Origin of the sequence: Bradyrhizobium niftali (assembly GCF_004571025.1) — a bacterium.
In the GTDB taxonomy this organism is placed as follows: Bacteria; Pseudomonadota; Alphaproteobacteria; order Rhizobiales; family Xanthobacteraceae; genus Bradyrhizobium; species Bradyrhizobium niftali.
Window position 1 is genome coordinate 213,293 of sequence record NZ_SPQT01000005.1, and the last position, 25,768, is coordinate 239,060.

The 25,768-nt window shown below is 58.0% G+C and carries 28 protein-coding genes; 16 read left to right on the top strand and 12 right to left on the bottom strand.

What is annotated here, in order from left to right; all coding sequences use genetic code 11:
- Positions 1-452 precede the first annotated feature (452 nt).
- Genes E4K65_RS13135 through E4K65_RS13150 form a run of 4 tightly spaced genes read left to right on the top strand, consistent with a single transcriptional unit; the run spans position 453 to position 3,689 of the window.
- Entirely contained in the window at positions 453-836 is a 384-nt protein-coding gene (locus E4K65_RS13135; protein ID WP_135174503.1) for a hypothetical protein, read from the top strand.
- Between the two features lie 39 nt (positions 837-875).
- Complete coding sequence (locus E4K65_RS13140; protein ID WP_126261994.1) at positions 876-1,565, top strand: response regulator; 690 nt, start codon at positions 876-878, stop codon at positions 1,563-1,565.
- 26 nt (positions 1,566-1,591) lie between these two features.
- Complete coding sequence (locus E4K65_RS13145; RefSeq protein ID WP_135174504.1) at positions 1,592-3,046, top strand: type II and III secretion system protein family protein; 1,455 nt, start codon at positions 1,592-1,594, stop codon at positions 3,044-3,046.
- A 10-nt stretch (positions 3,047-3,056) separates the two neighbouring features.
- Entirely contained in the window at positions 3,057-3,689 is a 633-nt protein-coding gene (locus E4K65_RS13150) for a CpaD family pilus assembly lipoprotein (protein ID WP_135174505.1), read from the top strand.
- A gap of 190 nt (positions 3,690-3,879) precedes the next feature.
- Here E4K65_RS13150 and E4K65_RS13155 read toward each other — a convergent pair whose 3' ends face one another.
- From E4K65_RS13155 to E4K65_RS47170, 11 genes are all read right to left on the bottom strand, one after another.
- The gene (locus E4K65_RS13155; RefSeq protein WP_135174506.1) at positions 3,880-4,917 is read right to left on the bottom strand and encodes an EscU/YscU/HrcU family type III secretion system export apparatus switch protein; all 1,038 of its coding nucleotides are present in this window, start codon (positions 4,915-4,917) and stop codon (positions 3,880-3,882) included.
- Complete coding sequence (sctT, locus tag E4K65_RS13160) at positions 4,914-5,729, bottom strand: type III secretion system export apparatus subunit SctT (RefSeq protein WP_135174507.1); 816 nt, start codon at positions 5,727-5,729, stop codon at positions 4,914-4,916. Before sctT ends, E4K65_RS13155 begins: the two co-directional genes overlap by 4 nt.
- A 693-nt stretch (positions 5,730-6,422) precedes the next feature.
- Complete coding sequence (locus tag E4K65_RS13165) at positions 6,423-6,698, bottom strand: EscS/YscS/HrcS family type III secretion system export apparatus protein (RefSeq protein WP_025038819.1); 276 nt, start codon at positions 6,696-6,698, stop codon at positions 6,423-6,425.
- A 1-nt stretch (position 6,699) separates the two neighbouring features.
- Positions 6,700-7,365 carry a type III secretion system export apparatus subunit SctR gene (gene sctR, locus E4K65_RS13170; protein WP_027563377.1) on the bottom strand — a complete coding sequence of 222 codons (666 nt, stop codon included), beginning with the start codon at positions 7,363-7,365 and terminating at the stop codon, positions 6,700-6,702.
- Positions 7,358-8,413, bottom strand: a complete 1,056-nt coding sequence (sctQ, locus tag E4K65_RS13175; RefSeq protein WP_135174508.1) for a type III secretion system cytoplasmic ring protein SctQ — start codon at positions 8,411-8,413, stop codon at positions 7,358-7,360. The genes sctR and sctQ overlap by 8 nt, the downstream gene beginning before the upstream one ends.
- A gap of 57 nt (positions 8,414-8,470) precedes the next feature.
- Positions 8,471-9,007, bottom strand: coding sequence for a hypothetical protein (locus tag E4K65_RS13180; RefSeq protein ID WP_135174509.1), 537 nt, complete (start codon positions 9,005-9,007; stop codon positions 8,471-8,473).
- On the bottom strand, positions 8,983-10,338 hold the full coding sequence (gene sctN, locus E4K65_RS13185; RefSeq protein WP_135174510.1) for a type III secretion system ATPase SctN: 1,356 nt from the start codon (positions 10,336-10,338) through the stop codon (positions 8,983-8,985). The genes E4K65_RS13180 and sctN overlap by 25 nt, the downstream gene beginning before the upstream one ends.
- Positions 10,335-10,958 carry a type III secretion system stator protein SctL gene (gene sctL / locus E4K65_RS13190; RefSeq protein WP_135174511.1) on the bottom strand — a complete coding sequence of 208 codons (624 nt, stop codon included), beginning with the start codon at positions 10,956-10,958 and terminating at the stop codon, positions 10,335-10,337. Before sctL ends, sctN begins: the two co-directional genes overlap by 4 nt.
- Complete coding sequence (locus E4K65_RS13195) at positions 10,955-11,575, bottom strand: nodulation protein NolU (protein ID WP_135174512.1); 621 nt, start codon at positions 11,573-11,575, stop codon at positions 10,955-10,957. The genes sctL and E4K65_RS13195 overlap by 4 nt, the downstream gene beginning before the upstream one ends.
- A 21-nt stretch (positions 11,576-11,596) precedes the next feature.
- Complete coding sequence (sctJ, locus tag E4K65_RS13200; protein ID WP_404550826.1) at positions 11,597-12,460, bottom strand: type III secretion system inner membrane ring lipoprotein SctJ; 864 nt, start codon at positions 12,458-12,460, stop codon at positions 11,597-11,599.
- An 8-nt stretch (positions 12,461-12,468) separates the two neighbouring features.
- Positions 12,469-12,990, bottom strand: coding sequence for a nodulation protein NolB (locus E4K65_RS47170; RefSeq protein ID WP_235885617.1), 522 nt, complete (start codon positions 12,988-12,990; stop codon positions 12,469-12,471).
- A 189-nt stretch (positions 12,991-13,179) separates the two neighbouring features.
- Between E4K65_RS47170 and E4K65_RS13210 the strand changes: the two genes are divergently transcribed.
- The 12 genes from E4K65_RS13210 to E4K65_RS50215 all read left to right on the top strand — a co-directional run bounded on the left by E4K65_RS13210 (position 13,180) and on the right by E4K65_RS50215 (position 24,491).
- A complete protein-coding gene (locus tag E4K65_RS13210) occupies positions 13,180-13,881 on the top strand; it encodes a secretin N-terminal domain-containing protein (RefSeq protein WP_135174513.1) in 702 nt (233 codons plus the stop codon).
- A 1,503-nt stretch (positions 13,882-15,384) separates the two neighbouring features.
- Positions 15,385-17,184 carry an HrpF/NolX family T3SS translocon protein gene (locus E4K65_RS13215; protein WP_430649027.1) on the top strand — a complete coding sequence of 600 codons (1,800 nt, stop codon included), beginning with the start codon at positions 15,385-15,387 and terminating at the stop codon, positions 17,182-17,184.
- A gap of 887 nt (positions 17,185-18,071) precedes the next feature.
- Positions 18,072-18,368, top strand: a complete 297-nt coding sequence (locus tag E4K65_RS13220) for a hypothetical protein (protein ID WP_135174514.1) — start codon at positions 18,072-18,074, stop codon at positions 18,366-18,368.
- Positions 18,369-18,405: 37 nt separating this feature from the next.
- Positions 18,406-18,672, top strand: coding sequence for a nodulation protein NopA (locus E4K65_RS13225; protein ID WP_235885618.1), 267 nt, complete (start codon positions 18,406-18,408; stop codon positions 18,670-18,672).
- Between the two features lie 115 nt (positions 18,673-18,787).
- Entirely contained in the window at positions 18,788-19,678 is an 891-nt protein-coding gene (locus E4K65_RS13230; protein ID WP_135174515.1) for a SctD/MshK family protein, read from the top strand.
- 33 nt (positions 19,679-19,711) lie between these two features.
- The gene (locus E4K65_RS13235; RefSeq protein WP_135174516.1) at positions 19,712-20,251 is read left to right on the top strand and encodes a hypothetical protein; all 540 of its coding nucleotides are present in this window, start codon (positions 19,712-19,714) and stop codon (positions 20,249-20,251) included.
- Between the two features lie 2 nt (positions 20,252-20,253).
- The gene (gene sctY, locus E4K65_RS13240) at positions 20,254-20,676 is read left to right on the top strand and encodes a type III secretion apparatus assembly chaperone SctY (protein WP_135174517.1); all 423 of its coding nucleotides are present in this window, start codon (positions 20,254-20,256) and stop codon (positions 20,674-20,676) included.
- An 8-nt stretch (positions 20,677-20,684) separates the two neighbouring features.
- The gene (sctV, locus tag E4K65_RS13245; protein WP_135174518.1) at positions 20,685-22,802 is read left to right on the top strand and encodes a type III secretion system export apparatus subunit SctV; all 2,118 of its coding nucleotides are present in this window, start codon (positions 20,685-20,687) and stop codon (positions 22,800-22,802) included.
- 106 nt (positions 22,803-22,908) lie between these two features.
- On the top strand, positions 22,909-23,454 hold the full coding sequence (locus E4K65_RS13250) for a tetratricopeptide repeat protein (RefSeq protein WP_209312060.1): 546 nt from the start codon (positions 22,909-22,911) through the stop codon (positions 23,452-23,454).
- A gap of 167 nt (positions 23,455-23,621) precedes the next feature.
- A complete protein-coding gene (locus E4K65_RS47175) occupies positions 23,622-23,972 on the top strand; it encodes a hypothetical protein (protein ID WP_167770769.1) in 351 nt (116 codons plus the stop codon).
- A 92-nt stretch (positions 23,973-24,064) separates the two neighbouring features.
- A complete protein-coding gene (locus tag E4K65_RS50210) occupies positions 24,065-24,214 on the top strand; it encodes a hypothetical protein (RefSeq protein WP_488226125.1) in 150 nt (49 codons plus the stop codon).
- A 16-nt stretch (positions 24,215-24,230) separates the two neighbouring features.
- Positions 24,231-24,491, top strand: a complete 261-nt coding sequence (locus E4K65_RS50215; protein WP_488226126.1) for a hypothetical protein — start codon at positions 24,231-24,233, stop codon at positions 24,489-24,491.
- Here the strand turns inward: E4K65_RS50215 and E4K65_RS47180 are convergent.
- Complete coding sequence (locus E4K65_RS47180; protein WP_167770770.1) at positions 24,456-24,623, bottom strand: hypothetical protein; 168 nt, start codon at positions 24,621-24,623, stop codon at positions 24,456-24,458. The genes E4K65_RS50215 and E4K65_RS47180 overlap by 36 nt on opposite strands.
- Positions 24,624-25,768: the final 1,145 nt, after the last annotated feature.

Sequence of the window (25,768 nt, forward strand, 5' to 3'; positions counted from 1 at the left end):
TCCAGCGCGCGAGAACAAGGCGAGCAATCGCCGTACCGATCACAGGCTGAGTCCAAGCTCGAGACTAGATCGTTCTTGCGCCGTTCAACCCGTCTGACGAAATTGAGCCGGCCTCACCACCTCAGACAATGCGCGACAGCAATGCCAGGCTCAATTTGTCCTTCCTTGGCAGCCTTCGCTCGGCTGGCGCGGAGAAGATCTTGGAAGCAACCGAGCTTCAGGACGGTTGACACCATGTTTGGCCATTATCACCGGCGGGCGAGACAATGTCCAACCCGCCGATGGGCGTGTTGATCGTTTCATCGCATCTTGGCCTTTTACAGCCCGTCGTCCGACGCATAGCGCGTGAACTGTCTTAAACGCGGAAAACTTGTATCGTAGTGACTTGACGACACTACAGGCTCAACAGCCTTGCAGGACTGACCGCGGATCAAGACGATTTGGGAGTTCCAATGTCGGTTTCGCAAGTCCGTTCGGCGGCAAATACAGCCGCTCTCGCCTGCGCTTTCCTTTCGCTCCGCGAGTTTGGCGCGATCGCTACTGCAGGCGTTCGCCTAATGCATGAAGCCACCGCTATGCTCGGCCCGCAGATGAATCAGCACATCGCCGGGGCTCTCAGCCTCGTGAGAGATTGCGGATCTCTTGCCGGCGTAAAGGAGATTTTGAGCCGCGCCGCGGGCTGGAACCATCCGCCGCAGGCCCCCGCCTATCCGCCGACGGCGGACGTGCAGACATTGGCTGCCTGCCAACAAGCCCGTGCGTATCGCGCACGGGTTTTCGAATTCACGCCAAAGCGGCATCCTCTGGGTTCCGCCGATCGTCATGGTCAAGCGTGACACGCTCAAGTCCTGCCGAGGATGGACGAGAGGCGATGAATGCGAATTCTACTGGTTGATCATCATGCGGACTTTGGCCGCGCCGTAAAGGAAGCGCTGCTGAATTGCGGGTTCGCCGTCGACGTGACGCGGACGCTGGATGAGGCGTCGGCCGCGTTGGATTGCGCGAACTACCACATGATACTGCTCGAATCCTTCTTGCCCGATGGAGATGGTTTGGACTGGTTGAAGCAGTTGCGGCGCGAAGGACGATCAATGCCGACTATGATGATGAGCAATCTCAATGATCTCAGTCGGCGGATTGCGATCTTCAACGCCGGAGCGGATGATTTTCTGCCCAAGCCCGTTTCTATCGACGAGCTCGTTGCTCGCATGCGAGCTATTCTGCGACGATCAACGCAGATGACGGCGCCGGTGGTGACATTCGGGAATCTGCATTTCGATCCGATCGCGAGACAAGTCTCCGTCGGTGGACGAGTACTGAGAATTGCGCGCCGCGAAGTGTGCATTCTTGAACATTTGCTCAACCGCGCGGGCCGTACCGTGCCCCGCACAGCGCTCGAAGAAAGCTTGTATGCGTTTGACGACGAGGTCTCGACCAATGCGCTGGAAGTCGGGATTTACCGCTTACGAGCGCATTTGAACCAGGCGGAGGCAACGCTCAGGATCAAGACCGCGCGCGGTGTCGGCTACACCCTTGAACTCATCGGCGCAGCATCGGCTGCCTAGCAGTCTCACTTGAAAGCAACAATCCCTTGAACGTCGTTAACAATGACGCCGGCGCCGATGAGCCGTCGGTGGCCGCCAGCAGCTCGCACTCTGCCGCTTTTCCCCGCCTCTGCTACGCCCTGTGCGCAGTCGCTCTGCTACTTCCGCTTGCTGCCGCAGCTCAGGTAAAGCGAGATGGCAAAGGAGAACCGCCACGTGCGGCGCCTGGCAGCACCACCGGCACGCTCAACCTTACCTCCTCACAGGGAAAGACAGTTCATCTGACCGGACCGGCTGCGAGCATTTTTATTGCCGACCCGGCCATTGCGGATTATCAGGCGCCGTCGAACACCACGATTTTCGTGTTTGGCAAAAAGTCGGGACGGACTAGCCTGTTCGCCCTAAACGACAACGGAGAGGCTCTCGCCGAGCTGCGTGTTGTCGTCACCCAACCGATCGAGGATCTGCGGGCCGCGCTGAAGGCCGAGGTCGGCGACTATCCGATTCAGGTCAGCTATACCCCGCGCGGCGCGATCCTTAGCGGTACGGCGCCTAACGCCGAGGTCGTCGAGACGGCCAGGAAGGTCACTGAGCAGTTTCTTGGGGCTGGCGCGCTGGTTGCCAACAAGATCCAGGTCGCCGGTTCATTACAGGTAAATCTCAGCGTACGGGTGGCAGAGGTCTCCCGCAGCGCCGTCAAGGATCTCAACATCAACTTCACCGCCTCGAGCCCAAACGGCGCTTTCCTTGTCACCGGCAAAGGGGGAGGGTCCGGCGCAGCCGGCGGCGGCGGCACGATCGGGATTGGGTTTAGCGCCGGCAACACCAATTTGAGCGCTGTTCTGGACGCTCTCGCGAGCGAGCACCTCGCCTCAATCCTGGCTGAGCCGAATCTGACGGCGATGTCCGGCGAAGCCGCAAGCTTCCTCGCCGGCGGCGAATTCCCCATTCCGGTGATGCAGGACAACCGGCAGGTTTCCGTCCAATTTCGTCAGTTCGGCGTGAGCCTCGAGTTCGTTCCGACGGTTCTCAACAATAATCAGATCAATGTCCGTGTGAAGCCCGAAGTCAGCGAACTGTCGAGCGAAGGCGAAGTCAAAATCAATGGCATGGCGGTCCCTGCCCTCTCGACTCGGCGGGCGAGCACCGTGGTCGAGCTCGCCAGCGGTCAGAGCTTTGCAATCGGCGGCCTCATCAGACGCAACTTCAACACTGATATCGGCGAGTTTCCCTGGCTCGGCGATGTGCCGATCCTGGGCGCGCTTTTTCGCTCCTCATCGTTTCAAAAACGTGAAACCGAGTTGGTCATTATTGTCACGCCCTACATCGTGCGGCCCGGACCGAATCCGAACCGGATGAGTGCGCCGAGCGACCGCATCTCACCGCCCTCAGACGCGGGGCGGATTTTGACGAACACGGTTGCCCGGCCGCCGCGAGAGCGCGATGCGCCTCGCGCCAGCGCACCAGGATTGACCGGCAGCGCCGGCTTTATTATCGAATGAGGATCGCCAAATGACTTTGCGACATCTGTGCTACCCGATCGCTATTGGAGCAACATTGGGGGGCTGCGCAAATACTGCCTCGATCCAGCCCGCGCCGGCTGACCAAGAGATCCGGGTCGAGCAGAAGAGTAGCGTGCTGTTCCTGCAGAGCCTTCGTGGCCCCGAACGGCATCGGCTGCGAAGCTTTATTGCAGCGACCAGTCGCGGCCGGCGGGATGCCCTCCATGTGGGTGTCATCGGCCCACCCAGACTCGTTGCACAGGTGGCCCACGAGGCTCGCGCCATGGGCGTTGCCACCTACAACATCCACCTGTCCGCTTCTCGTGTGGATTTGCCGGCTCGTTCCGGGGTGAGGATCGAAGCGATCACTTTCGAAGCCCATCCTCCGGTCTGCCCCTCGCTCTCCATCGTCGGTCCTACAGTGAACGACAATTCGTTCAATCCAACCCTTGGCTGCTCAGTCCGGAATAACCTTGCGGTCATGGTCAATGAACCTGGCGACTTGTTAGGCAATGGCGCTGTCATGCCGACCAGTGGTGATCGTGCAGTGCTTCCCATCACCGCACGTGGGGCCACGTCGGCGGGCAACAGGAGTAATTTGGAGGATGAAACGCATAACAGGGTTGCGCCAGAAACCCGATAAGCGGCTCGTAGGACCCGAGCAGCATGAACGTCGGTGGCCATTCTTGTCCATATCAGTCTTGGAATAGGCCGACGAGCCTCCAGGAGTCGAATCTTTGCTCGATCCTTGGGATCGTGCAGCTTGCAGATCAGGTTTTGGGACAGTTGGGTCGTTGACCAGAGATTTGAGCGCATCGCTGTTTTGTGCGACGCTAAACTAGGCCGGCGGCAAAGACTGCCTTTGCAACCCTCTCGAAACACTCCATCGGAACGGCCTTGCCCATCGCACCTTTTCGGATCAGCTGACGCGCCAACACATGATCCTCGACAATGCTCAGACGTTGGGCGCGCGCCTCCGCCAGTAACTGTGAAGCCGTTTCGCCCTCGCCGCGGCACACCAGTACCGGGACGCCGGTCTCGCCCCGAACGTAGCGCAGCCCAATCAATGTCGCTCGCCCCGTCAGTATCAATGTCGCCCGATGGATGCCGAGCGGGGACTCGTTCGCCGACTCCCGGCGGAGCCTGCGGTGTTCACCCTTGATCTGCGGATTACCATCCTGTTCCTTGGACTCGCGCTTGGCTTCGCTCTGCGTCATGCGCATGTCGCGCAAGAACAACCAACGCTGGATGAGCAGATCGGCCAAGCCGCCGATCAGAAGAGCGCCGGCAGCAATCGCGATCAGCACTTTGAGCTCTTTAAAAACAAAACCAAAGCAGCTCAAATCGCACACGGGCAAGTATACAAGTGCCCTCCAACTTGCGAGCACAGTGAAAACGAACGTAGCGCCAAGAACCACAACTTTGACGATAGACTTTCCAAGCTCGACAACCGACCGCTGGGAGACAATCCGCTTCAGCCCTTTGACCGGGTCCAATTTCTCAAAGCTGGGTTTAAGCGGCTCAGCCGAAATCGTCAGCCCGCCGCCGGCCAAGACACCGGCCAGAATCGCCGCGACAACCGCCGCACCTAGGATGGGAGCCACGGCTGTTATAGAAAGGTCCATCAATCCGACCAACGCCTGCCGGGCCGCACTGTTGAAGGGCTGTTCCTGCAGCTTGTCGGTGAGCCGCACGGCTTCGCGCCATCCGTCTTCGATCGGGCCCGCCCTGAAGCACAGGCAGCCGAAACCAGCGCAAAGGCCTGCCGCGGTCACAAAGTCGGCGCTGCGCGGGCTCTGCCCTTTCTTACGCGCGTCCCTCAGCTTCTTGTGACTTGGTGGAAGTTTTTTCTCTTCGCTCGTGTCGCTCATTTCAAGAACTTCTCGAGCCACTCCAGCACGCCGTTGAACCGAATGATCTCTGCTCCCATATATTCGATCAGGAAGACGGCGTAGCTGACCATAATGATGCCAAAAGCGGCATTCTTGATGGTCGGTGAGAGATCGTTCAGCTTGATTTGCGGCGCAAAGCGCCCGAGCAGCATGAGGGATACGTCGATCAGAAGCAGCAGAGCCAGCACGGGCCCGGCGACCACGAGGGTCGCATGCATGATATGGTCGAGAAGCCCAATAAACTCCATTGCCCCGTGGTGGGTCAGGGGCGGTAGCAGCCGATACACGGGCCAGATCAGATAACTTCCATAGAGGCATCTGACCATGGTCTGCAGACCTCCTGATACAACGAAGATCGTAACCGCGGCAGTCCCGAGAAAGAGCCCCATCGGGGCGGTTTGACTGCGTGTCGCAGGATCGTCCACCTGGCTGGAGATGCCACGCTGGGTATCAATGATGTCACCAATGGCCTGGATGCTCCAAAGTGGTATACTAAGCAGAAACCCGAACAGCAGGCCGATAAATATCTCCTTCAAACCGAGGAGCGAGACTGCAACCATACGGGTACCCGGATCTAGTGTCTGCAAGCCGTTCCTGATCTGCATCAAGCAAGGCAATCCAATCACAATCGTCGCGCTTGCGCGGATAATCCCGCCAATGTGCGGTCGCGTGAATACCGGAAGAACGAGCATAATGCCGAGGGCCCGGGCCGCGCCAAGACCGGCCGCAACGACGAACTCGACAGCAGTCTGAATCAGAGCTTGCGTCTCGGTGGGCGACAAGGCATCCATTTTGAGTTCAGCTCGTGGTCCCTTCAGCCAATGCAACCGTCGCACTCACGTCGCCATGATGTGAGACGTCAAGAACTCTGCAGATCTCGTGTCCCTGCGGTTTCAGAGCGACAGGCCTCCCAGGGCAGATGACTTCGGCTTCACTATCCATATGACTACAGCCATCCGGCAGAGGTATATGACCATTCGATGAGAGCACCGGCGAAATCGCGCGCGGCCTACAAGCCACGCTTCTTCAGCTCTCACCGGCCGCAGCGCGGTTTGGAGATCTGAGGGCCTCGAAGCTTCCATCAATTTCGCAGGCTATGGAGATCGGTCTCGAGCGGCACCTCCATTCGCAGGCTCATTCACCAGAATGCCAGAATCGTGGGGCCGCTTGCAATCAAAGCCGTTGCCCGTTCACTTGCGTCGACAACTCGCCGGGCTGTGCATCGAGGACCAGGTCTCAGCAAGTAATTCCATCACATCGTAAGCAAACCTGAATCGAACGGATAGAAATTCCAAATGGGGTCATTCTTCCTCCGAATACGGCAGGCTCATAGAGCCGAACAGGACAGTTCGGATGTCTATCCGTCCCATAATAGTGAGGCGAGCTTTCGATAAGCTGACGAACTCGCCCTTTGTGGTTCGCAATGAAGGCCAACAAACGCGACGCTATAGCTGACACTTAGACAGGCTTGCGTTCCGCGCGCACTAATACCTCGCTGTGAGCGCGGGGAACTCAGTGAAGATATGCTGGGCTTGCTCGATCAGCGGCGCGCTCAGCACCGGAGCAAACAGAACGAGCACGGCGACGACGACGAGGAGCTTCACGGTAAGCGGCAAGGTTTGATCCTGGAGCTGGGTTGCTGCCTGCACGATGCCAATACCCAATCCGGCCACGAGGGCTGCCAGGAGCGGCGGTAGAACCCAGATCATGAACAGGACTAATGATCGGCTCAGGTGGGTGAGGATGCTGGCCTCGTCCATCTCAGCCCCCCGGGGATGCGTAGCTTAAGACCAATCCGTGCATGAGCCGCGACCAGCCGTCGATTGTGACGAACAGAAAGAGCTTGAAAGGAACGGATATCATTGTTGGTGATACCATTGACATGCCCATGGCCATCAGAATTGTCGTCACAATCAGGTCGATCGTGATGAACGGAAGATAGAGAAGGAAACCGATTTCAAACGCACGCTTAAGCTCCGATATCAAAAAAGACGGCACGAGGATCGCAAAATCATCGGCTGTTGCGTTGGCGCGCATCTCCTCCGACCAGATATGTTCCGTCGACGAGAGGAAGAACGTGCGCTGCTCCTCAGTGGTGAACTTTTTGAGATGGGCGCGCAGCGGCTCGCTGCCTTCCTTGGCGGCAGTCAACCAGTCATCGGCGGTTTGGTAACGAAGTTGCGTATCGGTCACGCGGTTGTAGGTTTGCTCGAATACTGGGGCGCCTATGAACACGGTAAGGATCAATGCAGCTCCATACAGAACGATGTTCGGTGGTATGGACTGAGTGCCGAGCGCGTTGCGGATCAGGAAGAGAACGACGGAAACCTTGATGAACGCCGTTGTTGTGACAACTGCGAACGCCAGCAGGCCAAGACCGGCGGTCGCCGCAACAAGCGCAAGGATGCTCGGTTGAATGTCAACCATTGACCGCCAACTTGCTAAGTAACCGGATGCCCAACGCTTCACCGACACGTACGATGTCGCCGCGGCCGATCAATTGACCATTGGCAACAATGTCGACCGGACCGTCCACCTGCCGGCCAAGCTCGAACACGTGCCCCTCGTTGATGCTTCTCAACGTACCCAGCGGGATGGGCCAGCGGCCGCATTCGAACACAAGCGTGATCTCAACACTGTCGATGTCGGCTTCCGAGGGCGAGATTGCTTGTTCAGCTTGGGGGCTTATCGTCATATTTGCATACCTTAGAGGATGGGACTGCAGGCGGAATGGTCCCCGAAGGATAAGTCTGTCGCCCGCGACCTGCGCCGGCGCCCACAACTTGTCCGCAGCGAGGATGAGCTGGCCATGGGCAAAGGGAATGACCTCGGGCAGCAGTGCGTCGCCGGGCTGTGCTTGGCGAAGAAGCTTGATGGGCGCGCGCAGCGAGCCGATCTCTCTCGCAATTACGACCGGCAATTCCGAAGAAATCTTACCTAAATCTCGCGGTAATTGGCCGATCAACTCGCCTAAGACACGAAACGCAGACGGAACCAGACCGTCAAGAGGCGCGAACAAGAACAGGCGAGCCTTGGCCGCCAGCGGCCCAAAAGTAACGTCGAACTCCAAATAGGGGTCTTTGGCCGTTGCGTCTTCGACGCGGATCAGCTGCAAATTCCGCGCGAGCACGATCTCTAATGCAGCGAGCCAAGGTTCCAGTGCAAGTTCGAGAAGGAGCGAGCGGGTTGGCTCGGAAGGTAAAGTAAGGCCATACTGGACCGTTGAAATCAGTGCCTCGACGAGAAGGCGGGGCAAGGACAACACAGCGGTCTCGCCTTCGGCGCAAAATACGCAGTCGAGCACCGACGTGGCATATGGCTCGGCCTGCCAAACAAGCCGGCTCATACGGATCGATAGCGGCTTATCGCCAATGCGGCTCTGCAGAACCGTGCGCGGTGCGGCGGTCTCGTTGAGCCAGGAGACCACTTCATGCGACAGCTTTGCCGCTGGCTGAAATAGTGCGGGTTCACCCATGGCATTTATCGACAGGTTCCGCGGGCGCAGCTCGCGACGTGATAAGAGAACCAGCCATTAGTTCGAGCCATCGATCGTCTGGCTGCGCGAACCACCCTGATATCGGAGCAAAACCTCATCGTCGGCATCGATTTCGGCTGCAAACTCCGAACGGACAGCGGTAGTGCGCTGGACATCGCCCTCAATCTCCTGCCATTTCTGGCTCGCCGCCGAACGCTTGGCCCATATGGTCCGCGCCTCATTCACCGCCCGCTGGGCCTGCTCATGCGCGACGCGCGCCTGCTCACGCGCCTGGCGTGCCGATTCGATCTCTGCTGCCAGTCGCCCAAGGACGAGTTGACAGCGACGATCGAGCTCCGTCACGGACATCATCTCGAGCGACGCCAGCTCCTGATAAAGTTCAGCTTCGGCCTTGGCGCGACGATTCTCCGCGCCTTTAAGATTCTCAGACGCTCGCTGCAGCGCTGCGACCGCAATTTGGCGCCTGGCTTCCATGTTCGACAATTCACGAAGCGCGCTTCGCTCTCTCATGTCTTTCACCAGCCGTAATTTCGACGCTTGCACGAGATTCAGGCCGTCAGACGCGACATCCATGAAACGGTCTCCTCAAAGCTAGACGGCTCGTCCTGTCCCTGGCGCAAGAATGCGCGCAGTTCCTCAATTGACTCGATTGCCCGATCAGTCAGTGGATCGTTGCCCGGCTTGTATTCACCGACCTTGATCAGGAACTCAGCCTCATTGTAGCGCGAGAGCAGATCGCGGAATGCGGATGCCGCCTTGCGATGTGGACCAGAGGCGACCGCATCCATGACACGACTTCGGCTCGACAGCACGTCGATGGCGGGAAAATGCTCTCGCGAGGCCAGCGCGCGCGAAAGAATGATATGACCATCGAGAATGCCGCGCGACTCTTCGGCGATCGGATCGCCCGTGCCGTCACCTTCGACAAGCACGGTATAGAATGCCGTGATCGAGCCCCGCTCGCCCATACCGGCTCGCTCCAGCAGACCAGGAAGCAGCGCAAAGACGGAAGGAGGAAAACCGCGCCGGGTGGGAGGTTCTCCGGCGGCAAGGCCGATTTCGCGCATCGCACGGCTGAAGCGCGTCAGCGAATCCATCATCAGAACGACCTGCAGCCCTTGATCACGAAAAAACTCGGCGAGTGCGGTCGCCATATGAGCGCATTGCGCCCGCTCCATTGCCGATCGATCGGATGTCTCAACGACAACGATCGTGCGAGCGAGGGCATCTCCAATATGACGTTCGATGAATTCACGCACCTCGCGTCCACGCTCCCCTATGAGCGCAACCACGGTGACGTCGGCGGCCGCACCTTTTACAATTTGCGACATCAGCGTCGACTTACCGCAACCGGCATCTCCATAGATTCCGATCCGCTGACCTTCGCCACACGTCAGAAGTCCATCCAGCACGCGAACGCCGAGCGGAAACGGCCGCTCGATGCCACGCCGCCTCATCGGGTTGGGCGCCTTGCCGCGGAGCGGACAAGTGTGGACCGTCCTTATCGGCCCCTTGCCATCGAGTGGACGGCCGAAGCTATCGATCACGCGGCCGAGCAGGTCGGGCCCGACTGACACTTCCTGCATGCGCCCGGTCGGGAGCACTTCCGCGCGGTGGGACAAGCCTACCATATCGCCAATGGGCGTCAGCAACACCCCGTCCGGCAGCAAACCGACGACTTCCGCCTCAAGTGACCATCCGGAAGCGTGATCCTGCAATAGGCAAAGTTCTCCAACACGGGCCCCTGGCAACACGGCATGGAGCAAGGTGCCGATCGCACGCGTGATCCGTCCCCGCACGGCACGCGTATCGACATACTTTGCTGCGAATCTCAGAGATGCTATCGCCGCATGCACATCTCCTTCTCCGCCGGCTTGATCATGGCCTGATTGTTGCGTCGTCACGAATAGCTTTCCTGAGAAGATGGATTAAGGCCGAGACGCAATGTGCGGAGCTGCGCGGCAAGTCCTAAATCGACACTGCCGAACTCACTCCACAGAACGCACTGGTCCGGCCCCACGGCAGGGTCCGGATCAATTCTGACTCTCGGCCGACCATTCGTTCCATCGAACGCCACGAATTCATGCCTTAGTGCATCAGCATTCACAGGAGACACGTGAAGGCATACTTCTGCGCTGCCATATCTTTGCTCGATGGCGTGACGAACGGTCCTTACCAACATCTCACCCGGATCAAAGGAGCCCAACAAATCGGTCAATATCTCAATGACGAGCTGTGGTAACTCCTGTTGCAGAACGGCTTTTCGCCCGGCCACATCGGAAGCAGCTCGGGCAATCAGCTGTGCCATTTCGTCCGAGCCTGACCTTAGACCCTCGCAGTGCCCGCGCTCCCGCTCCTGCTGATAGGCCTTCCTTGCCCAACTGCGAACTTGTCGCAGGTATCGCTCGGCTAGCGCGCGCGTCTGCACCGCATCGTACCAGATGCCAAGTTCCGCGGCTGGTATGAGCGGACCGAGCGGCCGTATCCGCGGGCTATCAGGCAAGACTGTTTCGTTGGCCGTCATGCCGCTGGCTCCTCCGTGGCCAAGTGCGCCACCACCAAAGACAGTAACTCACCCGCTGAATTGTGGTGTTCGGCTGCTGGGGATTCGGCGGTGGTCCCCACAGGTAAGCGGAAAAGAACGCGCACACGGTCAAGCTCTGTTGCGTCCTTGAGCCAAGCACCAAGGCAGGCACATCCGTCATGTTCAATCTGGCTCGCGAGCTTCTGCGGATCGTCAATCGATGTGGTTGCGACGGCGCTGGATAAGTGTCGGACTGCGAAAGCATGAGCTTCGGCACCAATATTTTCGATCAGAATCGCTACATCGTGCTTTGACACAAGCTTGAGCACCGAACGCGCATGCCAGATACTGCCGGCGAGCAGGGCCGCCCGACGCGGATCATGCCCGAGCAGAACGTCCCTACCCCAGGCGGTTCCGTTCGAGACCAGCTCACTGCCCATTAGCAATTCGACCAGTCTTTGCTGCAGTCTCGGAGTCTTCTGCAGCTGCAGCACGGTGGCGGCCGACAGGAGCCCATCAAGATGGCCGGCAAACCTTCCGGGATGAATCAAAGCGGCAAGCTCGCGCACGCGATCGGAATGCGGGGTGAGTGAATGATTTGGGTCAGTGGATGCCATCGATACGGACCTGCTTGCCGCCTATTTCGGATCGGACGACAGTTTTTTGCCGGCGGACTGGACCGCTGGCTTGCTGGCGCCTCTGCCCGGATTTGTCACTTTGCGCCAGGATTGACGAAGCTGTCGCCCACGTGTGATCAACAGTACGTAAGATAGAATGCCCAACGCGGCGAGCACACCTCCTGCACCGATCGCAATGTGAGTTGCGATGAATTTGGTTGGTTCTGCCGAAGCTGCCGCTGGCACAACGGAGGCCTCATGCTGAGCTCGCTCAACCGGCACGAACACGACCGTCACCTTGTCGTACGATAGACCTTCGATGCTATTGGCGACGAGCATCTTGATCTGCGGCAGCAAGGCTGAGAGCTTCGCGTTGGAGGCGTGTCGAATGAAAACGGACGCCGAGGACGGGGTTGCATCCTGTCGCAAAAGATCATTCTTCGGCAGAACGACATGAACACGGGCGGAGAGAACCCCATCGATATCGTTGATCGTGCGCGACAATTCTTCACTGAGAGCATAGACGTAGCGGGCTCGCTCCTCAACCGGAGAGGCAACGAGGCCCGTCCCCTTGAACACCTCACCAAGGCTCTTGAAGGATTGGCGCGGCAAGCCATGGTCATTCAGCAGCTCGATTGAGTAGGCGAGCTGCCTTTCTTCCACCTGAATTGTGCTGGTCCCATCCTTACCGACGACACGGATGGCATCGACGCCCTTGCTCAGGAGCAGCCCAAGCATCTCGTTGGCTTCACGCTCCTGAACTTTGGTATACAGATCAGCTTTGCAACCGGCGAGGGTCAGCGAAAGCAGCAACAAGACGAGAGCATCAAGCCGCTTTCTTGCGGGCCGGCCATTACCGATCTTGTCTTGCGTCAAGACAGCCAACGGCCCACTCAGCCCGCCGATAGAAGCTTATTCAGAGATGAACTGACAGCACCTGTCCCCTTGGAGATGAGCGAAACCTGGATGACGCCGTTGTAAACATCCCGCAGATTCGTCAGCGCCGAGTCGAAATGATCCACACCCTCCGGTTGGCCCACTGGATGTACCTCCACTTGCTGCACACGCAAGACCGGTTGCGCGGCCGGCCCAAGCTGCAGATTCTTGGTAGGATCAGGCTCGCCGACGAGCGCCGGCGAAACTGCACCCGACGGAAATGGTTTGCCCTGGTGGATAGCAGAAATGCTCTGAAGGACGCGATCGCCTAGCGGGCTCGCCGGCGCCACCGCGCGCTGCACTTCCGGTAGCGATGGAGCTGGCGCGTGCTCAGTCACAGAAGAGGCGACGCCTCGGTTCGAGGCCGCCTGCGCAAGACTCTCGCCAAACTGAGCGTGTGCCGGCGAACAGCCGTTGGAGGCACACTCGACGGAGTTGGCAGAGATCGACGTAACGCCAAACAGCATGGAGGAAATCATTTCTGTCACGTGGTGAGATGAGCCGTTCGTTCACACGAAGGGCCGCACCTTGGAGAAGCAAGCTGACCAAAAACTGACGAGCATCTGTCATCTAATGATCACGGGTAGCTTCCAATTTGGGACGAAGCATCGGCTTCCACATTTTGGGACGAATTCCGGTGCTTGTTCTCAAGCGCAAAAATAGCAGGAATGCTCATCCCATCCACAAGGCTGCACATCTTGACGAAAGTTCTCTACGCTGGTGTTTTCATTTGCTTTGGCGTCGTCGAGGCGCTCGGCGCTCCCCTGGCGCTGCCATCGACGCCTTATAGTTACACAGTTCTGGATCAGGACCTCGCGGCCGCACTGCAGGAATTCGGCAACAACCTAAATATCAGGGTCAATGTCAGCACCGGGGTGAAGGGGCGGATTCGCGGACGAATGCCGGATCTCCCACCGCGAGAGTTCCTCGAACGGTTGATTAATCTCTACAATCTTCAATGGTACTACGATGGGCTGGTGCTCTACGTATCCGATGCGCATGAGGCGCAAAGCCGCCTTTTGGTCTTGAGTCCAATCAGCTTTGATGCGTTCAAGGCGGCACTCGATGCGCTCAACATCTCCGACGAGCGTTACATCGTGAGACCCGTACCGGGAGATGGCCTTGTCTTCGCCTCCGGTCCACCCCGCTTTGTCGCGCTTGTGGAGCAAACAGTAAAAGGACTTGCGGCGGAGGTACAGGCACGGCGAAACTCGAGCGGTACCGAAAAGCCGCCGCACGAGTCGGTTTTGATGCTGTTTCGAGGATCCTCCAGCGTGGTCATTCGCGAAGGACGACCGAACGATGCTCCTTCGCCGGAGGCACCACATCAAGACGGCGTGGTTCACACACCTGATGCAGGTAAGAAATGACCTGATGACAACAGATGGCCTGGAAGAGATGCAATGCGTCTGCTTATGCCCTCTGTCAGCTTTTCGAAAGCTACTGCTGCATTGTCAGAGCGCGGATGTGTAGATGGCCGATGCCGCAGGGTGGCGCAATAAACGTCCAAACCGGAGCCACTGATGCGAACCAGAATTCTAGCCAGCAGCATCGGTGAGCGTGCTTTGCCACTTTAGCGCCTCATGCGAGCTTTTGAACAACTCCACGAAGTCCGTCATGAAAATGAGCTTCGTCGCATAGCAATGAAAGCCACTCCGTTGCCCAAAAGGAGGAACAGGATGGACTTCAACGCGCTAAGCCGCGCGGACAACAACCCAGCGTCCCACTCGTCCTCATCGCCCGCCGGTCCAAGGGAGTTTGAGCGTGAACTAATGGCATTGCATGAAATACCCGAATACAGCCAGGACCTAATTGGGCATGAACTCGGAGCAGCATCGCGTGTAGCCATCATTGAGCGGCGGCGAGCGGTCCAATTCCCAACAGCCGATCGCTCAACACCGCGCGGACGCCTCCGATCTCGGAGTTTGGCAAGATCTTGAGCCTTGGCTCATGCGGGCCGGGTCACCTCACGCTGGACCGTCTCAAGCTGGGCCCACATTGCACGCAGGGTTGCTCCGCCGGAAATTGGAGATTTCGCCATGGAACGGTCGTCGCGCCAAGGACGACTGGGTCCTCACTGGCCAAACAGCTACGCCCGCTCAGATCGAAATGCTAAGAAGCCGCGATCTCAAACCTACCAGGGGTGTCCGGACAACAACGTTCACCATCCTGGGTGTGCCTCACACGGCGGAATGGCGAGAAGAAGGTGTTATTTGTCTCAAACCGTCGCTGGACCCTTGCCTTTGACCTGTAGGTTCGAGCGAACACTCACCAATCGGCTAAGCATGATGACATGAAGAATGCGGAGTGCAGCTGAGCTTCGATCGGCTCGGGGCAATAGGGTCCGCACAATACCGTCGGACTCTTTCGAGCATCTACGCAAGCGCCAATACTCTCGTTGGGCGCAGGCGCGAGGTCGCTACGCGTGGGTGATTTCACCATAAGATGCTGCGGAGACCTGCGACATTGTTTCACGAATCAGCGCACGTGACCATCTGGAGAGCGGCAGACACGGCCTCGCTAATCGACCTAGTTGGCCCGGAGGCGAGCGATCGAGCATAACAAGCAAGCCGATTCCGATATCGAGAACCCATCACCGCCTCTCACACCATCATTGCGCGTCTCGTTGTAAAACCTCTGAGCACCGTCAGCTTTTGGAAAGCTAATCGAACCTACCATGTGGCGTGAATATCTAGACGGCGAAGTGCCTATAGATTGTAGCGGAACCGAGCGCTGGGGGCGCACTGAGCAATCGGAAGCGAGTGGTAGGAGCCATCGAAGCCTATCGACATTTCTTGCTCGTTGTTCGTCGCGATTCTCGGGCTGCGCCACATGACCGGCTTGTGGTGCGATCTCAAATCAGAGGACGTATAATGTCAGTCAACAACCTATCGCTAACCGCCAGCTCGAGTTTGTCCGGGCTAGCCCCCGGGCCCTCATCGGCGCGGGATCTTTCAAACTTCGAGGCGATGCTGGCTAGTTTCTCGTTGAAAGACAATGCCGATGACCGTTCCACTCCACAGGATCCGCCGGCTGCAGACTCGGCCAAGCAGCTGACGGAGCAACTCACGCAGGAGGTGCGGAACATCCTCCCGCCGGAGATCAAGGCCGCGCTGGACGCATGTCAGCAGGCCCCAGAGCCATCCTCCGCGGAGTCCTCCTCCGCCGCGAGCGCCCCGAAGATTGCAGAGGCACCCGTACAAAGCTCCAGGATCACGTGGAACAGCGGCACGCTGACTGATGCCGAGCTGCAGATTGTGTCGGTGCTGAACCGACACAAAGACAAATGCCCGCTGGATTGGAAATCTCTTGGAGATTTGGCCAACGATCCCTCCACACCGCCGGATCTAAAGGCGGCGATCGAGGCTCTGCAACTGGACCCAGAGCTCTTCTATGCGATAGGCTCGCAAGGTGACGGCCGCTGCGGCGGGAAGATCAAAGCAGGTGATCTCTCCGGCTTCTCCGATCACCACCCTCAGGTTGCTGCTTTCCAGGAGCGGCGGGCAGAGAGCTATACGCAAAACTACATCGCTTCCGACGGCACCCGGAATGGCGAGCCATCGGTTATGACCCAGACCGATGCATTGCGCGAGCTCTATCGCTATGCCGACAACCTGCCTAAGAACCTGAGCCTTGCGGATTTCAAACGGATCGTCGACGGCGAAGCTAAAACCGGCAAATGCCCGCCACAGGTCCTCGCGGCCGCTCAATACTTCCTCGACCACCCGGATGAATGGAAGAAGTTGTACGGTGGCTCGATAGACAAGGTCCACAAAGAGGACTTCCTGCAGGTTGCTTCATCATCGATCAATCTCACGCAAGCCGAGCTCGATACGCTCAATACGATCAGCAAGAACAAAAACGTGTTCTTCGGGAAGGGTGACCTGACCCGGGAAAAGTTGGCGAGCATGGTCGATGATAAGAGCCTCGCGCCCGAGGTGCGAAAGGCGGCCTCCCAGCTGCTCTCCGATCCTGTGTTGTTCGGGTTGATGAACAACGCGATTACGGGCTACAAAACCCACCACAAGTTCTTCGACTTCGGTGGTGGCCATACGGTCGATTCCGGCAACATCAGCAACAGCGACTTCAACCAGTTCTTCAACAACATGTCGGGTGCGAACCGCACCGTTCACCAAGTGAAGACCCATGCCGTCCGAACGCCTGCCGAGCAGGACGCGGTCGCGGACATGACGATGGGCATGGCAGACCAGCCCGACATCAAGTCTCCCAAAAAGAACGGTGGCGCCTTCATGCACGCACTTAATGACGTGCTCAAAGTTGGCTCTAAGGTATTCGACTGGGCCGCGACGGCAGTCGGTGTACTTGGCTTCATTCCAGGCTTGGGTGAATTGGCCGATCTGGCGTCAATGGTGCTCGAAGCCGAGGCGCAAGCTGCAAATCTTCTTCACACTGCCATCAGTGGCGGCAACATAAAGCAAGCGCTGGAAGAAGCTGGGCTGAGCCTTGCGGCACAGGCGGTGGGCTGCATCGCCGGACCTGAGGTCAAATTAGCAATGCGAGAAGGCTTGGTGAAGCAGGCAATTCAAGAAGCCGCGACGGCCGGCATCAACCTGCCGGTTTCGGTGGCCCAGTCCTACGCGGAGGATTATCTGAATAACCTAAAGGCTCGCATCGAATCCGAGCGCTTGCAAGCTGCAGACGCTAACGCCTAGGCGGAGCGACGCTATCTTCTCAGGATCACGCTGGAAACGGTAATGAGCTTGCGCGGCCTCCGCGCGGTTGGGCCTCTCTGCCGAGCAGTAGGTCGCGCAAGCTCTACCAGCATACTTGAGACCGCCCCCGAATCCGAGGAACTTATTTCGGCTCTTCACTGCGTACAAACTATGTTGGCCGCACTCTCGAATCCGACCTCAAACCCAGTCTGCCGCTGTGAAGTTCCATCGACTGCATACGCCCCTGTCAAGATCGCGATGCATTAACACTACGCGACAGCCGGCCGCAGCCGCGGAGCCTGCCGATTGCGCAAGGATCGAGAGCACATTGGTCCAGAGCGGTAGAAGTCCGAAGGGCTCTTTCTCGACTGGCGGGCTTCTGCTCGGTCTCCCTGAAAGTAGGTCGCGATTGACGGATCTGCTATGGGCCCGCCAGGACCGAGGGACCGCTCTTGGCCGCTGAATCGGCCGTCACTCTGGCTTTCCGCTTCGCTCCGACCAGGTCAAGCTCCATGCCGCTTCGCCTGACTGCAAGCAAATTGTCGAAAGAGCATCGCAAGGGACGTGAGCCCGAGGTTACAGCACGTCGGCCTCAAAACGTTTTTGTTAGTGGTGGCTTTGGTATTCCGCTATTGAAGCTTTCGAAACGATGAGCAACGTGCTCACCCGATCATCTTCACAAACGATTGTTTGTCTTAACCATCTGATCTCCAGCTTTCGCGGGCAACTTGTTCAAATACGGCCGGCTGGTGAAGACGTATAATGACGATCGACCATCGGCTCATTGCATTTTCTACGACTCGTCAGCTTGTCGAAAGCTAATACTTGCATAGTGGAGAGCAGAAACTGCCTCCATTGGCACGATCGAATTGACATAGGAGAACCCGATGCGCGTTACGAACTCTAGCGCCGCTGGGCACGTTGACGCTGACCTCCATGCGGCTGGCGGCAAAAGCGGCGGCAAAAAAGGATCTCACAAGCCTGGCGAGCGCGACGATCATGCCCGATCGCCTGATGCAAACATTCCCGTAAACGGCGGCGCGTCCACTCCGGGCGGAAACTCGCACGAAGCCGCTATGCAGCAAGCGTTCAGCGCCGCTTTGGGAGCCGCTGCTCTCCAAGTTGCGAATAGTGCAATGAGCCATTTCGACGATGTCATGGCCGAGACAGAGGAGGATTCCTGACGTCGCATGTTGCGACGTTAGGACATAGGAGCCGCACGTGGCGGCGAAATCGAGCAAACAGGAGAATAGTATGCCTAAAGATGTTGGTGCGTCTCATACCTCGACTGCAGGTGGGGCAGCCGGCACCGCTACTGCTGCAGCCGCTTCCACGGCTGCTGAAGCTGCTGGAGAGGCGGCATTCCAACGGCAAATCGCCGCTCTGACTTTGACCAGCACAAAGGCTGCTGAGAGGGATGTGGAACTTCGCGTCGTCTCGACCGAGCTTTCGACTGTCAAAAAAGCGGCCGATGAGCGGGTGCAGTAAGGGATGAGATGGGGCGACGTCGCCGCCCCACTTTCCCCGGCTGCTTAGTCTGTGAAGTCGCAACGGGCCGTACGGTTTTGCCGTACGGTCCCGTTCGCTGTTCAGGAAACCGACCGTGAATGAACCAAATTGCCTGCATTTCGAAGTGCTGTCGGGGTGTTATTCCGGGCTGACAAGTAAAGTGGGGGGCGGATCGTGTCTGATTGGCAGCAGCCTCGATGCAGACTTAATCTTCGTCGAACAAGGCCTCGAACCGCACCATCTTCGTGTCACCCCGCATTCCAATTCAATCGAGATCGAGGCCCTTGCGAGGGACGTCAGGATCGAGGGGCATGAGACTGTTTTAGCGAATGAGCCCATTGTTGTCCCTCTTCCTGTCGTTTTGCATGCCGGGGCGATGTCCATTCGCTGGACGATCGAGGACTACAAACAAGCTGGCTCCATCAACCGCCGGCGTATATCGCTCGCCGTTCTCACTTTTGTCCTGGTCAGCTCTGCCGCGGTTGGCGCAGTCTCATCCAGTTTTATCCAGACCGACACCACCGTGGCGTCAAGTCCGTCGTCCCCTGCTCCGGACATTGCGCCCAAGCTGGCGCTCAGCGCTCCTGATGCTCTGGCCACCGATGCAGCTGCCGAACGGTTGCAAGAGGAAGTTGACAGAGCGGGCCTTGTCGGCATCAAGGTCGGCTCTGGGGCGGGCGTTGTCACCGCCGATGGCACCGTTACGCCCGCCTCGCTCGCCACATGGCGAGACGTCCAGCAGCGGTTTGATCACAATAGCAATGGCGCTTATACGCTCGTCAACGCGGTGGCTATCAAGGATGAGAAGACGCCTCCCGCAATTGGGGTCCAAGCTGTTTGGCGCGGGAGCGACCCCTATATTGTCATTGCTGGTCAAAAGTATTTCGTCGGCGCGCTCTTGAGCAATGGATGGACCGTCTACGGGATCGAGGAAGGGCGTGTTCTGCTGAGCCGGGATGGCCGGCTTGCCACTCTGCCCTATTAGCATTTCAGGCCGCAGGTAAGGAAGCAAAGTGCCATGACTAGGCTGCCCCCCAATCCCGTCGAGCCCGGCACCTCTTTTCAGGGGCCAAACGTTGATCATCATGCATCTGCCAACACGCCGGTCAATTCTCGAGCCAAGTCCATCGGGATTGACCGGGCGCGTGGCAATGATCCTAAGAGCCACACCTCACTTTCTCGTCATAGTGACGTGCTGGATCGGTTGGTGGACGTCACGATCGAGAGCGCGCTCGAGCTCAGTTCGATCGATGCGGTTTCGCGCATCAATCTAGACGAGGCGCGCGCCCCGCCAGGTCAGATCGAGCCAAGCTCGGAACTCGCTTGGCTTAATGAGCCCAATCTCGCGCACAGTCTGCTCTCCTTCGTGACGCCGCGCTTACGTCATTCGCATGTTCTGCGTCCAGAGCAACACGGCCTTCTTCTGGAGCGTTTGGCTGATACGCTATCAGCCGCGCCAGAGGATTTGGTTTCACGTGAAGGGGCCGCGCTTCTGCAACTGGAGCTGCAGCGATTAATCCTGCTCCGGCAGAGTCACAATGGCTTGATCAAAGGCTAGCGATGGCCGGGCCAGACAAAGTACAACACTTCACATCTACACAGCGCGTTTCCGAAGCCGGCGCTGTCGAGCTGATCTCCGGGCCGGAGCGAGATTTGCTCTGCGTGCTTTCTTATGTCTACCTTGCGTGCGGACAGAGCGCCAAGAGCCTGGCTCTGTTGCGGCTGGCCGCTCACGAACAGTCCCAAGATATCCGCCTGCTCCGCATCTTGGCCTACGCTCTCATCTTGGAGCGTCGCGGTAACGAAGCACTGTCGGTATTGGATCAGCTTGACAAACTGGATGACGAGCCGTCTTCGTGTCTACCCTTGATGCTGATGCGCAGCCACGCGCTGCGACACGCTGGCCGCATGACCGAAGCGCAAGCCGTCTTCAAACGCTATGTTTTGTTGCGGGGCAGCACAGCTGCAATTAAACAACAATAAGGCTTCTCATGGCCAACCTTCTACGAACTCTCATCACGCGCGCGCCGGCTCACCCGGATTTGATGGTCGCGCTGATGCTTCTTCTTGCGATCGGAATGATGATCATGCCGATCCCGATCGTCATGATCGATATGCTGATCGGCTTCAATCTGGGGTTTGCCATATTGCTGTTGATGGTAGCCCTGTATCTCAACACGCCGCTCGACTTTTCGTCCCTGCCGGGCGTCATCCTGATCTCCACCGTCTTTCGTCTCGCTCTTACCGTTGCAACGACGCGACTGATCCTCGCCGAGGGCGATGCCGGCAGCATCATTCATACGTTCGGCGATTTTGTCATATCCGGCAACATCGCCGTGGGCATTGTCATATTCCTGATCGTGACCATGGTGCAGTTCATGGTTCTCGCCAAGGGCGCCGAACGGGTGGCGGAGGTATCTGCGCGCTTCACGCTCGATGCGCTGCCGGGCAAGCAGATGGCGATCGACGCGGAGCTGCGCAACGGCCATATCGATCAGCACGAAGCCCGCAGCCGGCGCGGCGCGCTGGAGCGAGAAAGCCAACTGCACGGCGCGATGGACGGTGCTATGAAATTCGTGAAGGGCGATGCCATAGCCGGACTAATAGTCATCTGCATCAACATGCTGGGTGGCATCACGATCGGATCGCTCTCCAAGGGCATGTCCCTCGAGGAGGCGATGCACCATTATACCACCCTGACGATCGGTGATGCGCTCATTTCGCAGATTCCGGCCCTGCTGCTGTCAATTACAGCCGCAACCATTGTCACTCGTGTCAACGGTCCTTCCAAACTCAATCTCGGCGCCGATATCGTCAACCAGCTGACGGCCAGCACACAAGCGCTACGCTTGGCCTCCTGTGTCTTGCTTGTGATGGGGTTCGTTCCTGGCTTCCCTTTGCCGCCCTTTGTCATACTGGCCGCGCTGTTCTCCGCTGCCAGCTTTCTCAAGGTTGGCGTGCAAGAGGGCAAGACCGCTCTCAAGGCCGGCGCCGGTCCCACCGGTTCGGCTCCCGCTTCCGCACAGGGTCAGAAGCAAACCGTGCCCGCGGAGGCACTTCCGATTACGCTATTGCTAGCGCCGAGCCTGATGCAGGCAATCGACGTAGGGGAACTCGAGCAGTGCGTCGCACGGGTTTCGGCACTGGTTTCAGCTGATCTTGGCATCACAATTCCACGCATTCCCGCCCAAAGCGCACAGCACCTGGCCCAATCGCAATTCCGGGTGGATGTCGAAGGAGTGCCCGTGGAAGAGGGCGCCATTGACCCGACACAACTCTTACTTAACGACGACGTGGCGAACATTGAACTGAGCGGGATCCCCTTTTGGCAGGACCCAGACACGAATCGGATCTGGATCGAACAAGGCCATGCGCCTGCTCTCAAAGCTGCCGGAATAGGGCACCACCGTCCGAGCGAAATCATCGCCTTACGCGTCCAGTCAACGTTGAGACGCTATGCACAGCGCCTGGTTGGCATTCAGGAAACGCGTCAGTTGCTTGGCCGGATGGAGCAGGAATATGCCGATCTGGTGAAAGAGGTGCTGCGCACGACACCGATCCCTCGCATCGCGGATGTCCTACGTCGCTTGCTGGACGAGGGCATCCCGATCCGGAACACCCGTTTGGTTTTGGAGGCGCTTGCAGAATGGAGCGAACGGGAACAAAATGCAGTACTGCTCACCGAATATGTGCGCTCCGCTCTGAAGCGGCAGATCTGTCACCGCTACGCCAACGCCCATCGTGTTGTGGCGGCCTTTATCGTCGAGCGCGAGACCGAGGATATCGTGCGCAGTGCGGTGCGCGAGACCGCTGTCGGTCCCTATCTCGTTTTGGAGGATCGGCAAAGCGAGATGCTGCTTTCACAATTTCGCCAGATCCATTCGAGCATCGCACGCAGTCAGAGCCAGCCAGTTATCCTGGGATCGATGGATATCCGGCGCTTCGTCCGCGGCTTTCTCACCCGCAATGGAATAGACCTACCTGTTCTCTCCTATCAGGATCTCGCCTCGGATTTCACCGTCCAGCCGATTGGCTCCGTCAAACTTCCGCCTGGCAAGGACAAGACTCCTACAGGCGGGCATCGTGACCTCCTCCCTGCGGCCGGCTGACGAGCACAGGTTTGGGGTCGTGAGGTCACTTATGAATTCATGTAAGATTAACGTTCTGCGGCGCTGGCCTAACTTTCGTCGCCATTCGTGCTCGGCCTTTCTCCCCATGCTTGCCATCGTGCTGCTCGCAGGTTGCGCTGACTCGCACAAGTCGGGTCTTTCACAGCAGCCGACGTCTGCGCCAGAGCTGGTCGGGGCCAAGGAGGTCGATCCAGCTATGCGCGAACGCATCGCTCTCGCCCTCGGTCGGGATGCTGACGAGAAAGCTTTGCGCGATGCGCTGAAGCAACGACCGGAGAATGTTGATGCCGCGATTCCTCTTGCGCGGGCTTTGCTGGCACGCAAATGCCCGAATGATGCGCTTGAGGTGCTTGACAGGATCTTATTGGCAGCCCCCGGCGACCTGCGCGCATTGAATGCCAAAGCAGTTGTTCTCGATCACGAGGGCCGACATCGGGAGGCCCAAGAACTCTACCGCCAAGCTCTCGCAGCGGAACCCGCAAACCCAATGCTGCGCAATAACTTCAAACTGTCCCTCGCCCTTGAAGGTAAGACGGAGACCGGCGGCGCCGACCCAGCACCGCAGGCGGACGGCCCGCACTTCGCGGCGCTATCTCGAACGAGCCCATGCGGGAGCGGACCGGAATGGTGACGTCTTGATGCTTAGCTGTCAGCATGCCAACAGCTAGGCTTACCATCAACGCGGAACACTCAATCGGCGGCAGCCCCCGCGACCTCGCCGATACAAATGGAAGGTTTCTTGTTTCAGCGCACCAGCAATTTATCCCGAGGCCGATGAAATGAGAACGAGCGCGACTGATGACCGGTACTACGCGCATCGCCAAGGATTCGCCGGATATACTCTCCTTCCTGAATTCGGCGCCATCGAGTTTCTCCTCTGAATCATTTTCGACTGCAGTCCCGCCATACGCGCTGGTTGACGAGCCACCGCTGGTTGAGATCTCAAGATCTTCATTCGAGAACAAGCTGGCAGAGTTTTATGGCGAAGACATAGAGCATATTGCTGCGAATCCGCAGCGATACTCTAGGTCGGATGTCCCGAAAGGCTCGACGCACAGCGGACGTTGCGTTTTGCTTCCGACGAAGTCTGGTTCGGAGAAAGCGCGATATTTCAGCTACAGCTCGGGAACAAGAGCGCCGGGTTCCTGAGAACCGAAGCCGGAGGTCGCCCGAGTGAGCTGCTCAAGCGCAAAAATGATTGGCGCGAACAATTTCCTGGGTGAGATGAACTCACCTCAATAATAGATTTCCAGGCTACTCATCCGCTTGTCGATAACGCGGGCAATATCTTGCTTGAACATCAGCTCCGGATCGACGGCAACGAGCCCTCGTCCTCTCTCACTCTTTCAATCCGGAAGCGAAAGCCCGCGCAGCACCGTTTGGCTTGTTGAGGTAAGTGACTCGATGATGGTGCTTGATCCCACCAAGCACGAGGACAAATGGAAAAACAAAGGATGCAAATGGCAACGAGCGAGTAAATCGCCCGATAGCGGCAATGCCAGGTGTACCGAGAGTGCGGCAAAGCCCGCGAGCGATCCGTATGATGAATATATTTTGTGTAGAGCGCACAGGCTCTACACGAAGATAACCGACGTCATTGGCCAGATCGACTTTGGCGAGGTCAGCCTCGCATCAAATGCCCTTCGCCATATAACTCTTGATCGATGATTTCTGCATCCGCAGGGGATGGCGGAATCGCGCTTTTGATAAGCCGGAGTTTCCGTTTTCCTTGCGCGGCGCAACATCGGATCTTCTGGCTGCCCAGCGCGCGCCGACATTCATCAGGCGATCATTGAACACATCTGAGCTCCCGGCGGCTAGCAGATTTACTTGGCATGCCCCTCTTACGGTCGGCTTTAGGGCTTAATGTTTGCACGGCACCGCGACGAACGGTGCCGAACCAAGGACTCCTTCTTGCCGAATGCGAACGCATCATCCCCCAGGGGAACGTAACGGGCCCCTTGGCACAGCGTCGGCGAGGGCGGAAGCAATAGAGCTGAGCTATCCGGTGGCTGGACGAGGGCCCGGGATGTGCTGGCGGAGATGATGAAGCTATTTGAGCGTTCTATCTGAAGCTCCCACCGATGAATTACCAGCGCGGCCGCTTGCGCGATTGGATCGTTTGGCCAGCATTGCCTTTCATGATCCGACCTATTGGCCAGATGGTGGATACTTTTCATCGTCGAGCGCAATCAAGCAGGACGTGCAGCAGAACAACTGAAGTATCTCTCGATCTCTGCGATCGCGCGTTCCTCGCTTGCGCTAGCAATGAGTCCCGTTGGATTGGCCGAAATGCGGCGGACTGACGGCACAACGAAGCTATCGCGCGATAGCGGCGCACGTTTTCCATAACGGCCGGTCCGCTCATGTGTGGATCTCCTCCCCTGCTATCCCGGGCAAGAACTTGCTCGAAAACCGTTTTCGATCCATTAGCGGTCGGAGTGGAAGCCGTGAATGGTTGGCAGAACCTTGCCGGCATGACGGGGGCCGATAATGAATGTCTTCCACAAGGATCACATCCACATAAAACCGCTCCGCAGTGCTCCATCCGGGCGCTTCTGCACCGTTGGCCGCATAGCGGAGTTAGCAATAGCTAGCGCGAGCGAGGCACGTTTCGGCCTGCAATCTCAATCGCGATGACTGTGAACTGGCCTGCCTTTGGAATCCTCACTAACTAATTGAGAAATCCGTTTATTGGTGACTTGAAAGACAGAGAGCCGGTGCTTTGTCGCCATCCTTTTGCCTCCATAAACAGCATACGGCACGCGACTGTGACTTCCTCCGTCTCATCGAAGCTAGCGAGATTGAGCAGTTGTTTACCTGGCCGGTCGACAACCGAAATGCTGCTTAGCGACGGATTCTCAATCGCGCAACCTAGGCGATCTACCAAGTAGCGTAAGCTTTATCGCATAACTTTCCGAGTCTCTTCCGTAGCTCCGTTTACT

Coding starts and splice junctions, on each gene's coding strand:
- E4K65_RS13210 (WP_135174513.1), top strand. CDS start 13,180: ATGCTCATCCCATCCACAAGGCTGCACATCTTGACGAAAGTTCTCTAC.
- E4K65_RS13250 (WP_209312060.1), top strand. CDS start 22,909: ATGCTTGCCATCGTGCTGCTCGCAGGTTGCGCTGACTCGCACAAGTCG.
- E4K65_RS47175 (WP_167770769.1), top strand. CDS start 23,622: ATGACCGGTACTACGCGCATCGCCAAGGATTCGCCGGATATACTCTCC.
- E4K65_RS13150 (WP_135174505.1), top strand. CDS start 3,057: ATGACTTTGCGACATCTGTGCTACCCGATCGCTATTGGAGCAACATTG.
- E4K65_RS13155 (WP_135174506.1), bottom strand. CDS start 4,917: ATGAGCGACACGAGCGAAGAGAAAAAACTTCCACCAAGTCACAAGAAG.
- sctQ (WP_135174508.1), bottom strand. CDS start 8,413: ATGGGTGAACCCGCACTATTTCAGCCAGCGGCAAAGCTGTCGCATGAA.
- sctT (WP_135174507.1), bottom strand. CDS start 5,729: ATGGATGCCTTGTCGCCCACCGAGACGCAAGCTCTGATTCAGACTGCT.
- E4K65_RS13215 (WP_430649027.1), top strand. CDS start 15,385: ATGTCAGTCAACAACCTATCGCTAACCGCCAGCTCGAGTTTGTCCGGG.
- sctV (WP_135174518.1), top strand. CDS start 20,685: ATGGCCAACCTTCTACGAACTCTCATCACGCGCGCGCCGGCTCACCCG.
- E4K65_RS13220 (WP_135174514.1), top strand. CDS start 18,072: ATGCGCGTTACGAACTCTAGCGCCGCTGGGCACGTTGACGCTGACCTC.
- E4K65_RS47170 (WP_235885617.1), bottom strand. CDS start 12,990: ATGATTTCCTCCATGCTGTTTGGCGTTACGTCGATCTCTGCCAACTCC.
- E4K65_RS13235 (WP_135174516.1), top strand. CDS start 19,712: ATGACTAGGCTGCCCCCCAATCCCGTCGAGCCCGGCACCTCTTTTCAG.
- sctR (WP_027563377.1), bottom strand. CDS start 7,365: ATGGTTGACATTCAACCGAGCATCCTTGCGCTTGTTGCGGCGACCGCC.
- E4K65_RS50215 (WP_488226126.1), top strand. CDS start 24,231: ATGGTGCTTGATCCCACCAAGCACGAGGACAAATGGAAAAACAAAGGA.
- E4K65_RS13135 (WP_135174503.1), top strand. CDS start 453: ATGTCGGTTTCGCAAGTCCGTTCGGCGGCAAATACAGCCGCTCTCGCC.
- E4K65_RS13140 (WP_126261994.1), top strand. CDS start 876: ATGCGAATTCTACTGGTTGATCATCATGCGGACTTTGGCCGCGCCGTA.
- E4K65_RS13180 (WP_135174509.1), bottom strand. CDS start 9,007: ATGGATGTCGCGTCTGACGGCCTGAATCTCGTGCAAGCGTCGAAATTA.
- sctL (WP_135174511.1), bottom strand. CDS start 10,958: ATGACGGCCAACGAAACAGTCTTGCCTGATAGCCCGCGGATACGGCCG.
- sctY (WP_135174517.1), top strand. CDS start 20,254: ATGGCCGGGCCAGACAAAGTACAACACTTCACATCTACACAGCGCGTT.
- E4K65_RS13195 (WP_135174512.1), bottom strand. CDS start 11,575: ATGGCATCCACTGACCCAAATCATTCACTCACCCCGCATTCCGATCGC.
- E4K65_RS13165 (WP_025038819.1), bottom strand. CDS start 6,698: ATGGACGAGGCCAGCATCCTCACCCACCTGAGCCGATCATTAGTCCTG.